Here is a 12,082-nt window from a genome sequence, read left to right as displayed (position 1 = left end):
CAGGGATTGCCATGCTCAGCCTTCTTCGCCCGCTCGCGGTTTCGGTCGCGCTTCTCGCCTCCCTGACGATTGCGCGGGCCGCGGGCGACGTCGCCGTCGAGGTGAGGAACGAATCCGAGCCCGTGCTCTGCGCCGAGAAGGACAACGTCACGATCAAGGCGATTTCGCCTGAGGTGCGGCGTTTCCAGATCGAAGCCGCGCATCCGGCCTATATCGCGGGACTCGTGCGCGACAATTGGGATGCCGATTGGGCGAACTGCGACATGAAGGGCGATCCTTCCTTCACGCCGCCGATACCGCCGCGCCGCATCACCTTCTGGGAAACGATCGATTACTGGCTGGTCGGCTACACCTTCCCGACTTTCTGGCGGCCGGCCGACACCACCTTCCGCGTCGGCGACCGGGTGGAGAAGGGGCTGCATCTCGTTCAGCTCTGGAAGCTCGGCAAGGACAAGTCCTACGAGGTACTGGTCGTCTATCCGCAGGACGGCTACTGGCGCGCCCGGCCGCTGCCGCCGGAACATCTCGGCTTCTCCTCCTACGGCTCCTCCTTCCTGTTCGGGCMGATCGAGCAGGATGGGCGCCCGGTCGTGAACATCAAGGAGATCGAATTCGATCCTAAGACCCTGACCTTCAAGCTGAACTTCAAGGACGGGTCCGCCGGTAGCCTGAGACTCGACAGCGTCGACGAGAACCGGATGGTGCTGGATGCCGTCCTCGACAAGCCGGTGACGGGGGGCAGGGCCTTTGTCGCCTTGCGTTCGATGTACGTCACCGAGTTCAACAACGACGTCGCCCGTATCGCGGTGCGCGAGCCCAGCGCCAAGGGCTGGCGGGAGGAGGCCCTGATGCCGTTCCAGGGTGGCAAGGCAACCGATATCTGGATGGGGCGCACCACCCATTCGCGTCACAACACCTCCTCTCCCGACATGGTTTTCCGGCATTTCTCGGCCGATCCGAATCCGCCGCCGAAGCCGGAAAAGAAGTAGCCGCCGAGGGGCGGCATCGGAACGCATCCCCTCCCTGCGGCGTTTGGTCATGACGCGGCCGGCGCAGCGCGCTAGCTTGCCGTGATTGCTACCGCTTATTCCGCAGAGACCTTCATGCCGCGTTTTGCCGCCAACCTTTCGATGATGTTCACCGAATGGGATTTCCTCGACCGTTTCAGAGCGGCCGCGGAGGCCGGCTTCGAGGCCGTGGAATTCCTGTTTCCCTATGAGCATACCCCCGAGCAGATCGGGCTCGCGCTGACCGGCGGAGAGCTCACGCAGGCTCTGTTCAACCTGCCGCCGGGCGATTTCTCCAAAGGAGAGCGCGGCATTGCGGCGCTGGCTGGTCGCGAGGACGAGTTCAAGGCCTCGGTCGAAACGGCGCTGGCTTATGTGCACGAGACCGGTGTCAAGCGCCTGCATATGATGGCAGGGCTCGCCGATCCCAACGATCCCATCGCGCAGAAGACCTACCGCGCCTCGCTCGCCTACGCCGCCGACAAGCTGGCGGAGCACGGCGTCGACCTCCTGCTCGAGCCGATCAATGGCAAGGACATGCCGGGGTACTTCCTGAACGACTTCGATCAGGCTGCGGCCTATGTGCGCGAATCCGGCCGGCCGAACGTCCGGCTGCAATTCGACATGTATCATTGCGAGTTGATCCACGGCGATGTCTCGGCGCGGCTGAAGGCGCTCTATCCGCTCGTCGGCCATGTCCAGATCGCTCGCGCCAATGGCCGCCACGAACCCGACGCCTCGGGCCCGGATTATCCGACCCTCTTCGCTGAGCTCGATGCGCTCGGCTATGACGGCTTCGTCGGATGCGAATATCGGCCCGAGCGCGGCACGCTCGAAGGTCTCGGCTGGTTCGCGCCCTGGCGGAAGCCGCTCTGATGCGCCCGCCGTCGATATCCTATCCGGTGCTGGTCGCCGATATCGGCGGCACGAACTGCCGGCTATCGCTGGTCCCAGACCCGGACAGCCCCCACCAGCCGCTGGCGCGGATCGGCACCGGCAGCTATCCGACGGCGGAGGCGGCATTTTCCGCAGTGCTCGCGGAGGCTCCGGAGAAGCCGCGTTCGGCCGTGCTTGCCGTCGCCGGGCCGCTCGACGGCCGGCAGGCGCAATTGACGAATGCTGTCTGGAATCTCGATGGGCCGCGGATCGCGGAGGCTCTCGGGCTGACGCAGGGCCTGCTGGTCAACGACTTCGAGGCCCTGGCGGCTTCCCTTGCCGTCCTGAGCCCGCACGACGTCGCCACATTGATCGAGGGCAGGCCGGAGCGGGAAGGCGTGCGGCTGGTGCTGGGTCCGGGGACTGGCTTCGGAACCGCGGCTTTGCTGACACATGGCGAACGCGGCATGCTGATCCCGACCGAAGCCGGCCATATCGGCATCGGCCCCGAGGACCAGACCGAGCAGCGGCTCTGGCCGGCTTTGAGCGAAGGCATACCGCGCCTCACCGTCGAGCATCTGCTGAGCGGCGACGGGCTCGTGCGCCTGCACCGGGCCGTGGCGCGGACCTCGGGCATGCTGGAGGCGGAGGTGAGCGCTGCCGACGTCTCCCGCCTCGCCCATGACGGCGATCCGGCAGCGCTGATGGCGGTGGTCTGCTTCTGGCGGCTGCTGGCGCGTGTCGCCGGCGATCTGGCCCTCGTCTTCAAGGCGACGGGCGGTGTCTTCATCGCGGGTGGAATCGCGCCGCATCTGCTGCCGCTCGCGGACCGGGCGGCGGTTCGCGCCGCCTTTGCTGGCAAGCCGCCGATGGAGGATCTCGCGGCGCGCTTTGCTCTGCACGTCGTCACCACGAAGGACGCCGCCGAGCAGGGGCTCGCCGCGATTGCCGCCAATCTCCATCGTTTCGGGCTCGACGATCCGAAGCGGCTGTGGTTTGGCTGAGCGCCCCGCTCATCCGACTGCTTCACGACAGGTTCGCGTGCAGCCCATCTATTCGATCCAGGTCCTGCGCGCGCTCGCGGCCTTCATGGTCGCGATTCATCACGTGCAGCCGGACGCCGCCGCGCTGGCCGAGCGGGCGGGCCTGAGCTTCAGCCGCAGCGACCTGCTGCCCTGGATGGCCGGCGTCGACATCTTCTTCGTCGTCTCCGGCTTCATCATGGTCCATGCCTCGCAGGACCTGTTCGGGCGGCCCGGCGCCTGGCGCGAATTCCTGAAGCGCCGGCTGGCGCGCATCGTCCCACTCTATTGGGCGATGACGACCCTGTTTCTGCTCGTCGGCCTCGTCGTGCCGGCGGCGCTCAATTCGGGCGTGCCGAGCTTCACGCAGATCCTCGGCTCCTATCTGTTCTGGCCGGTTGTCTCGACGCAGGGCCTGGTTCAGCCGGTCTATTCGCTGGGCTGGACGCTGAACTACGAGATGCTGTTCTACGCGCTGTTCGCGCTCGGGCTCATCTTGCCGAAAGGCTGGACCTTGCCGGCTGTCACTTTGGTCCTGGCGGTACTGGTCGGGGGGGAGAGCCTGGGCGGACCCTTGTCGCTGCCTTTCGGATTCTGGGGGCAGCCGATCGTTCTGGAATTCGCAGCCGGCATGGGCATTGCCGTGTTGCGGCGCAGAGGGCTTCGCCTGCATGGCGCCTTGCGCGTTGCGGTCGCCGCGGGGGGCGTAGCCCTGCTGATCGCGGCCGCGCAGCTGCCGGGCACGGATGGCCCATGGAGCAGCGTGCTATGGCGCGGCGGCGCGGCCGTCCTGCTGATGCTGGCCGCGGGCTGTGGGCGCGAGGGCATCGTGCCGGTGTGGCCGGTCAAGGCGCTGGCGGCGGTCGGCGATGCCTCCTATGCGCTCTATCTCGTCCATCCCTTCGTGATCCGGGGCATGCGCGAGGTCGCGTTGCGGATCGGGCTCCACGCGCCGCTGCTCTTCATCGTACTCGCACTTACGGGCGCCGTGGTGGCGGCAGTCCTGCTCTATCGCTTCTTCGAGAAGCCGGCGACGCGGCTTGTGCGGCGCTGGTTGGAAAGCAGAGGCGGCCGTCCTGCTCAGGCTTGACCCGATGATCTCCGGCAGGAAGGGGCCCCGGAGCTCCCTTTCATGAGATTCTCGGGTCTGCGCGGGGTTTATCTCTGGGCCGGCCGACGGTCGGACCCGAGGGCTTCGCCCGCGAATAACGGCGCCACTCAGTTCAGCTTCATGCCCTTCAGCGACTGGCCGACCACGCCGCCATCCTTGCGCCGCTGTGCCCGCTTGGACTTGATCGTCTCGACATGCTCGGGCTGCGGATAATAGCCGCGCTCCATGATCTCGAGCGAATATTCCTCATAGGTCAGGCCGAGGGCAGATGCCTTCTCCTCACGCCGCAGCGCGATCTCGCGCGGCTTCTTCCAGGCCTTGCGATGGGCGAAGCGCCAGTCGAAATAGCGGCCGATATTGCCTGATCCGCTCGAGGAACGGCGCTTGCGCTCCTTCAGCGGCGGACCGCCATTATGGCCGATCCCGATGGGGCGTTCGCTGGGCATGGCTCTCGGACTCATGGGCTGCTGCGCCTCACGATAGGGGGCGGAACGGCGCTGGCAAGGGCCGTGCCATCGCCTGCGGACGTGACAGGGCGGCGGCGGCAGTCTATCCCGCAGGCCGGAACACAGGACGGACCATGGCCCCCTTGCTGCATTTGCGCGACGTCGCGCTTACCTTCGGTGGACAGCCTTTGCTCGAAGCTGCCGAGATCGCGGTCTCGGCCGGCGAGCGCGTCTGCCTGGTCGGCCGCAACGGCTCGGGCAAGTCGACCCTGCTCAAGATTGCGGCCGGCCTCGTCGAGCCCGACAGCGCCGACCGCTTCGTCCAGCCTGGCGCGACCATCCGCTATCTGCCGCAGGAGCCGGATTTCACCGGCTACCGGACCTCGCTCGCCTATGTCGAGGCGGGGCTCGGGCCGGGTGACGACGCCTATCGCGCCCAGTATCTCCTGACAGAGCTCGGCCTGACCGGGCAGGAGAATCCGGCTTCGATGTCGGGCGGCGAAGGGCGCCGGGCGGCGTTGGCGCGCGTGCTGGCGCCGGAGCCTGACATCCTGCTGCTGGACGAGCCGACCAACCATCTCGACCTGCCGGTGATCGAATGGCTGGAGCAGGAACTGAAGTCGTTGCGCTCGGCCATGGTGCTGATCAGCCACGACAGGCGTTTCCTGACCTCGCTGTCGCGCGCGACGATCTGGCTCGACCGCGGCGTCACGCGGCGGATGGAGAAGGGCTTCGGCGAGTTCGAAGCCTGGCGCGACGAGGTGTTGGCGCAGGAAGAACTCGACCGCCACAAGCTCGACCGCAAGATCGCGCGCGAGGAGGACTGGCTGCGCTACGGCGTCAGCGCCCGGCGCACCCGCAACCAGCGCCGGCTCGGTGAGCTTCATTCGCTGCGCGACCAGCGCCGCACGGCCCGCAGCGCGGTCGGCAATGTCCGTCTGGAGGCGAGCGAGGCGCAGACCTCCGGCAAGCTGGTCATCGAGGCTATCGACGTCGCCAAGGCCTATGGCGACAACGTTATCATCAAGAACCTGTCGCTGCGCGTGGCGCGTGGCGACCGGATCGGTATCGTCGGCCCGAACGGCGCCGGCAAGACGACGCTGATCAACCTGCTGACCGGCGCGCTCGCGCCCGACAGCGGCACGGTCAAGCTCGGCACGGCGCTGGAGATGGTGACGCTCGACCAGCGCCGCGAAAGCCTCGATCCGGCGACGCCGCTTGGCGATGCACTGACGGGTGGCGGCTCGGACCAGGTGATGGTCGGCGGCCAGCCCCGCCATGTCGTCTCCTACATGAAGGACTTCCTGTTCCAGCCGATCCAGCGCGGCACCCCGGTCGGCGCGCTCTCGGGCGGGGAGCGCGGGCGGCTGATGCTGGCACGGGCGCTGGCGAAACCGTCGAACCTGCTCGTGCTGGACGAGCCGACCAACGACCTTGACCTCGAAACGCTCGACCTGTTGCAGGAACTGCTGGCCGATTATCAGGGCACAGTGCTGCTGGTCAGCCACGATCGCGACTTCATCGACCGGGTCGTTTCGGCCGTGCTGATCTCGGACGGAGACGGCGTCTGGACCGAATTCGCCGGCGGCTATTCCGACATGCTGGCGCAGCGCGGTCGCGGTGTCGGCGCCAAGGTGCGAGTGCTGGAGAAAGCGCCAGCTGCGGCGCCAAAGACTACGGGTGCCCCCGTACAGGCCCCGCCGGCGTCCAAGCGCAAGCTCTCCTTCAACGAGAAGCACGCGCTGGAGACATTGCCCAAGAAGATCGAGGCCCTGCAGGTGGAAGCCGCAAAGCTCAACACTGCCGTGGCGGGCGATCTCTACACGCGCGATCCCAAGCTTTTCGCCAAGGCGACGGCGCGGCTGGAAGAGGTGGCGCGCGAGATCGGCGATGCCGAGGAGCGCTGGCTGGAGCTGGAGATGCTGCGCGAGGAGATCGGGGCTTAAGGTCCCGCGGTCATGCTCGGGCTGGACCCGAGCATGACGGAAACCACCGCCCTCTCGTCATGAGATTCTCGGGTCTGCTCTTCGCTTCGCCCGAGAATGACGACTTCGCCCATACGATTTCCGTATCCGGCTGCGCATGAAAGCGCATTTACCGACTCGCTCAATCGTTTCAAACATCGCGCAATCGCAAAGCATGAGGAACATCCATGAGACTGAAAGGCAAGACGGCGCTGGTGACCGGGGCGGCGCAGGGTTTCGGCTTCGGCATCGCCGAGACCTTCGTGCGCGAGGGCGCGCGCGTCGCGGTGCTGGACATCAACGGCGACAAGGCCAAGGAAGCCGCCAAGGCGATCGGCCGCAAGGCCTTCGCCGTGACCTGCGATGTCGGCAAGGCCAAGAGCGTTGACAAGGCGGTCGAGAAGATCCTCACCAAAGTCGGGCGGCTCGACATCGTCGTGAACAATGCCGGCACCACCCATCGCAACAAGCCGATGACTGAGGTGACCGAGGAGGAGTTCGACCGGATCTTCGCGGTCAACGTGAAGTCGATCTATCTGATGGCGCGGGCGACGGTGCCGCATTTCCGCGAGCATGGCGGCGGCGTCATCCTCAACATCGGCTCGACCGCGGGCCTGCGCCCGCGACCGGGCTTGACCTGGTACAATGGCTCGAAGGGCGCGGCGAACCTGATCTCGCAGTCGATGGCGGTCGAGCTTGCGCCGGACAAGATCCGCGTCAACGCAATCGCGCCGGTGGCCGGCGAGACGCCGCTGCTCGCCACCTTCATGGGCGAGGACACGCCCGAGCGGCGCGCTCAGTTCACCGCCTCGATCCCGTGGGGCCGGTTTTCGACGCCGCAGGACATCGCCAATGCCGCGCTGTTCCTCTGCTCGGACGAGGCGGACATGGTGACGGGCTCGGTGCTCGCGGTCGACGGCGGCCGCTGCGTCTGAAGCATCGGCCGATCCGCCATAGCGGCCGCCCAACGCGCCGTTCTGTGCTTCCGGTGCTCACGGACGAAAGTCTGCTGCGCGCCGGTTCTCGAACGGCGCGCCATGCGTCTCGCGCTGACGAATTCTCCAACGCTTCAGAATGGAGAGGTAGCTAGGCGCGCTCACCCAGGAGCGCGATTTCCTGGCGAAGGACGACCGTGCCGTCAGGCTCGAAGCCGCGTTGTTCCAGCCTGATCTGCGGTGCAGCAGCGTCTCCCGCGATATGGAAGAGATGCCAGGTGCCGAGCTCGCCATGACCGAGCAGGCCGAGCGAGGCCGAGGGCACGCCGACGATCGGAACATCATGGTTTGGCCCGGGGCGCCAGGCCAGCGAGAAGCTGTGATTGTGCCCGTGGATGATGAGGTCGGCGCCCTTGCGCTTCAGCATGGCCTCGAAGGCGGCGGCATCGACCAGTTCACGGCCGCGCTTGGCACCGCCGACATAGGGCGGATGGTGGATCAGGACGACGCGGATGAGGTGCTCTTCGCGGGCGCGGTCGAGCAGGGCAGCGATCCGCTCCATCTGTTCGCTGCCGATACGCCCCGTCGCCATCAGCGGCAAGGTCGGCACGCCGCTGTTGACGCCGATCAGCGCGACCGGCCCGCGGCGGCGATACCAGGGGTAGCCGGCACGCCCGTCATCATCGGCGCACCAGGGGGCGAGCAGCCCGGCCAACGGCTTTAGCGAGGACCGCGCATAGGCGTCGTGATTGCCCGGCACGAAGCTGACGGTCTCACGCGGACCCAGCGTGTCCAGAAAAGCGATGGCGGTCCTGAATTCGTCGGGCAGCCCGATATGGGCGACGTCGCCGGTGCAGGCGGTGTGGTCCGGCTGCTGCGCGTGGATGTCGGCGACGATGCGGGCCAGGACATCCATGTCATGGGCGTGCCTGCGCTTGCGACGCCAGTTGACGTAACCGGTCGCGCGCTTGCCCAGCAGTTGATGCAGCGAAAACCCGGCGAGCGGGCCGAGATGCGGGTCGGACAGATGCGCGAGCTTGAACACGCTCCAGCGCTTGCCCTTCCCGCCCGCCGTCAGTCAAGCGCGCCGTTGATGCGCCTCGGCTGACGGGATGCGGAAAGCTTCAGTTGGCGGCGCCGGTGAGTTCCGACACGATACGGGAATCGGTCAGGGTGACGGCGGGCTTCCAGACATAGGCCGGCTTGGCCTTCAGGTAAGAAACGATGAACGAGAGCAGCATGTTGGTGGTTCCTGGCGGATGCGGCGGCTGTGTGACCCTCATTTGGGGCGCGTTTGTGACAGGGCAATCGACTTGGTTGACGGTCCGTTATGCGTTTTTTGCATAGACAATTAACGCAGCCTTGAGAGTCGTTCCGATGCAATCGCAGGCGCCCCATCCGCCAGCCGATACCGAGATCCCGCGGACACTCCGGCATCGGCTGCTCACCGCGGTGCTGCATGTCTATTTCCGGCTTTCCCGCAGCATGACCTTCGGCGTGCGCGCCGCGGTACTCAACGAGCGCAGCGAGGTCTTCCTGGTCCGGCATGGCTACATCCCCGGCTGGTACCTGCCGGGTGGGGGAGTCGAGGTCGGCGAGACGATGTGGGATGCCCTTGAGCGCGAAGTCGCGGAGGAGGGCAACATAAGGATCACCGGGCAGCCGACCCTCCACGGCGTCTTTTTCAACCGCCGGATCTCGCGCCGCGATCACGTCGCCCTCTTCGTCATCCGCTCCTTCATCGTCGAAGGCGTCAGGCTGCCGGACAGGGAAATCGCCGAGGCCGGGTTCTTCCCCCTGGATCGCCTGCCAGAGGGGACCACGCCTGCGACGAGGCGGCGGCTGGCGGAAATCATGACGGGCACGCCGGCCGCGGCCGACTGGTAGAACGAAAGCGCGATGGACGGGCCTATCCGCCTCTGCTACAGGCGCTTTCCATGAGCAATGGGTACTGCCTTCGCGACCTGCGACGACCGGCGCGCTGAAAGCGCCTTCCGGCAGCGCGCCCGCACGCGCCTGCCTCCGCCGTTCGCCACTCTTGCTCTGCCTGCTGCCATGACATCCCTGCCGCTGACCATCCGCCACGAATTGCCCGTGGACGCCGCTGCCATCGAGCGCCTGCATGAGCGCGCCTTCGGCCCGGGCCGCTTCGCCCGAACCGCCTTCCGCCTGCGCGAAGGCGTGCCGCCCGATCCGGCGCTCTCCTTCGCCGCCCATGTCGGCACCTTTCTCGTCGGCTCCGTGAAAGTGACGCCCGTCCGCGCCGGCGGCCACAAGGCGCTGATGCTCGGGCCGCTGACGGTCGACCCCGCCTTCGACGGCCGGGGCATCGGGTCCGCGCTGATGAACCGCTCGATCGAAGCCGCGCGCGAGGCCGGCCACGACCTGATCTTGCTGGTCGGCGATGCGCCGTACTATGCGCGCTTCGGCTTCAAGGTGTTGCCGCCGGGCCAGCTCGTTCTGCCGGGACCGGCCGATCCCGCGCGCTTCCTGGCGCTGGAGCTGGTCGAAGGCGTGCTCAACGATCGCCGCGGCCCCGTTACGTCCGCGCGGGCGGGGGGCTGAAAGGCTCACGCCGTCATCCCGGGCTCAGGCCTTCGGCCTGCTCAGGAGTGGCGTTCACGCCTGCCGCTTGAAGCGGCGCCCGCTCTCGCCGAGCCAGCCGGCCACGAGCGCGCCGAACAGGATCGCAAGGCCGATCAGCCCGACGAAGAGCGGCGAGACCTGCACGCCGCGTACGATGCCGGAATCGCTGATCCTGAGACCGATCCAGTCATTGCCGGCGAACTGGCTGCCGGAACGCACCGGCACGATGCGCGGAATGCTGACGCCGGAATCGCCCTCGTGCCCGATGCGGCGCGAGGAGCCGCCGGTGGCCTGTGCCAGGTTCTGGAGCGCAGCCGGGTCGCTGACGACTTCCATCAGCTCGCGTGGATTCTCGGGACCGACGCTGGCGAAGGCGGTGAGATTGTCGGCCGTCAACCGGTAAAGGCCCTGATCGCCGGCCGGGATGCGCGCGGTGAACAGGCCCGGCCGTCCCGCTTCGAGCGGGACGGAGCGCGACTGGCCGTCGGGGCCGGTGATGGTCACGGGCGCGGGGTTGTCGCTCAATGTCTGGCGCTCGACCTCGATGGCGCCGCCGCGCGCGGTGGCGCGCAGCGCCTCCTCCTCCAGCTCCGGCTCCTTCATCAGCCAATGGCTGAGGCGGCGCAGCAGGTCGAGATAGGGGCCGCCGTCGCGGAAGCCGCGCGCCCAGAGCCAGGCATGATCTGAGAGGAAGAGCGCGACGCGGCCCTTCTGTTCGCGGGCCAGCATCAGCAGCGGCCGCTCGCCGGGCCCGGTCATGACGGGAGAGGCGCCTGCGCGCGCCTGCGCGCCGACCATGCGTAGCCATTCGCCCCAGCGTGGCGGCGAGACTTCCGAGCCCGGCAGGTCGCGGGTGACGGGGTGGCGCTTGCCGGGTTCGCTGACCTCTGCGCGATAGGCCTCATCGATGACGCTGCCGTCCGGCAGGGCGGGCAGGATCTGGCCTAGCGGGGTGCGTGCCAGCGTCTGCGATCCCGCATACTCAGGGCCGGCGGCGACGAGCAATGCGCCGCCGTCACGGACATAGCGGACGATATTCTCGAAATAGAGCAGCGGCAGGATCGACTGGTTGGCGTAGCGGTCGAAGATGATCAGGTCGAATTCCTTGATCTTGACCTGGAACAGCTCGCGCGTCGGGAAAGCGATCAGCGAGAGTTCGTTGATCGGCGTGCCGTCCTGCTTCTCCGGTGGCCTGAGAATGGTGAAGTGGACGAGATCGACATTGGCGTCGGCCTTGAGAAGGTTGCGCCAGGTACGCTCGCCCGGATGGGGCTCGCCCGAGACCAGCAGCACGCGCAGCTTGTCCCTGACACCCTCGATGGTGATGACAGCGCGGTTGTTGGCGAGCGTCAGCTCGTTGTCGAGCGGCGCGGCCTCGATCTCGACGACGTTCGGTCCGCCGCGATCGATGCGGATCGGCACCTGAACGATCTGGCCGGTCGCGACGTCGCGGCGGGCAATGATCTCGCCGTCGCGGCGAATGGTGAGGCCGGCGCGGCTCGATCCGTTCTTGTCGACCACCCGCAGGCGGATGACCTGGTCCTTGCCGACGATGCCGAAGCGTGGCGCATCGACCAGCATGATGCGGCGGTCGATCTCGGCATTGCGGCCGGTCGTCAGGATATGGAGCGGCGCGCGCAGGCCGAGAGCCTCGGCATTGGCCGGCGTGTCGTGGGCGAGGCCGTCGGTGATGGCGATGGCGCCGGCGACGCGTTCGGAGGGAACATCGGCGAGGCTCGAGGCCAGGGCCTCGAAGAGGCGGGTGCCGTCGCTCGACCCCTGTGCGTCGCGCAGCTCGACGATCCGCGGTTCGACATTGGGGATGCCGCGCAATTGCCGTTCGACCTCGGCCACGGCGGCATTGGTCTGGGCCGAACGGTCGGCGAGGCGGTTCGACGCCGAGCGATCGACCACGACCGGGACGACGTCCTTGACCGGCTCACGCTCCTCGAAGACCAGCGAGGGATCGGCGAGAGCCGTCGTCAGTACGATGAGTGCCAGGGCCCGCAGGATGGCGCTGCGGCCGGCGAGGGCGAGGGCGGCGCCGGCCGCCAGCGCCGCCAGCACGGCGAGGCCGATCAGGAGCGGCAGCGGCACGAGCGGGGCGAAGGAAACGCTCCACATCAGCGCGATCC

Annotated in this window: 11 protein-coding genes; 8 read left to right on the top strand and 3 right to left on the bottom strand. The window is 67.4% G+C overall.

All coding sequences use genetic code 11. The features are described 5' to 3' along the window. Positions 1-11 precede the first annotated feature (11 nt). The 4 genes from AC1DE3_RS04000 to AC1DE3_RS03985 all read left to right on the top strand — a co-directional run bounded on the left by AC1DE3_RS04000 (position 12) and on the right by AC1DE3_RS03985 (position 3,995). Positions 12-989, top strand: a complete 978-nt coding sequence (locus AC1DE3_RS04000) for a hypothetical protein (protein ID WP_476852088.1) — start codon at positions 12-14, stop codon at positions 987-989. A gap of 114 nt (positions 990-1,103) precedes the next feature. After that, a complete protein-coding gene (otnI, locus tag AC1DE3_RS03995) occupies positions 1,104-1,883 on the top strand; it encodes a 2-oxo-tetronate isomerase (protein WP_476778839.1) in 780 nt (259 codons plus the stop codon). After that, positions 1,811-2,887 (top strand): glucokinase, encoded by a 1,077-nt coding sequence (locus AC1DE3_RS03990; RefSeq protein WP_476852087.1) that lies wholly within the window; start codon positions 1,811-1,813, stop codon positions 2,885-2,887. Before otnI ends, AC1DE3_RS03990 begins: the two co-directional genes overlap by 73 nt. 37 nt (positions 2,888-2,924) lie before the next feature. Then, positions 2,925-3,995 carry an acyltransferase family protein gene (locus AC1DE3_RS03985; protein ID WP_476778841.1) on the top strand — a complete coding sequence of 357 codons (1,071 nt, stop codon included), beginning with the start codon at positions 2,925-2,927 and terminating at the stop codon, positions 3,993-3,995. 128 nt (positions 3,996-4,123) lie between these two features. Here the strand turns inward: AC1DE3_RS03985 and AC1DE3_RS03980 are convergent, their stop codons facing one another. After that, the gene (locus AC1DE3_RS03980) at positions 4,124-4,462 is read right to left on the bottom strand and encodes a hypothetical protein (RefSeq protein WP_441511954.1); all 339 of its coding nucleotides are present in this window, start codon (positions 4,460-4,462) and stop codon (positions 4,124-4,126) included. A gap of 134 nt (positions 4,463-4,596) precedes the next feature. Here AC1DE3_RS03980 and AC1DE3_RS03975 point away from each other — a divergent pair, with 134 nt between their 5' ends. Next, entirely contained in the window at positions 4,597-6,408 is a 1,812-nt protein-coding gene (locus AC1DE3_RS03975) for an ATP-binding cassette domain-containing protein (RefSeq protein WP_476778842.1), read from the top strand. A gap of 206 nt (positions 6,409-6,614) precedes the next feature. Continuing rightward, on the top strand, positions 6,615-7,361 hold the full coding sequence (locus AC1DE3_RS03970; RefSeq protein WP_476778843.1) for an SDR family oxidoreductase: 747 nt from the start codon (positions 6,615-6,617) through the stop codon (positions 7,359-7,361). Positions 7,362-7,512: 151 nt separating this feature from the next. Here AC1DE3_RS03970 and AC1DE3_RS03965 read toward each other — a convergent pair whose 3' ends face one another. Further along, positions 7,513-8,406, bottom strand: coding sequence for a metallophosphoesterase family protein (locus AC1DE3_RS03965; protein ID WP_476778844.1), 894 nt, complete (start codon positions 8,404-8,406; stop codon positions 7,513-7,515). 332 nt (positions 8,407-8,738) lie between these two features. On the opposite strand from AC1DE3_RS03965, the gene AC1DE3_RS03960 reads away from it, so the two are divergent. Both AC1DE3_RS03960 and AC1DE3_RS03955 read left to right on the top strand, forming a co-directional pair. After that, positions 8,739-9,248 carry an NUDIX domain-containing protein gene (locus AC1DE3_RS03960; RefSeq protein WP_476778845.1) on the top strand — a complete coding sequence of 170 codons (510 nt, stop codon included), beginning with the start codon at positions 8,739-8,741 and terminating at the stop codon, positions 9,246-9,248. Between the two features lie 168 nt (positions 9,249-9,416). Further along, positions 9,417-9,926: a GNAT family N-acetyltransferase gene (locus AC1DE3_RS03955; protein WP_476779338.1), complete on the top strand. Its 510-nt coding sequence runs from the start codon at positions 9,417-9,419 to the stop codon at positions 9,924-9,926. A 54-nt stretch (positions 9,927-9,980) separates the two neighbouring features. Here the strand turns inward: AC1DE3_RS03955 and AC1DE3_RS03950 are convergent, their stop codons facing one another. Beyond that, entirely contained in the window at positions 9,981-12,071 is a 2,091-nt protein-coding gene (locus AC1DE3_RS03950) for a hypothetical protein (protein ID WP_476852086.1), read from the bottom strand. Positions 12,072-12,082: the final 11 nt, after the last annotated feature.

This window comes from Allobosea sp. 10L417 (assembly GCF_056395485.1).
This window is presented reverse-complemented; position numbering and strand designations above follow the sequence as displayed.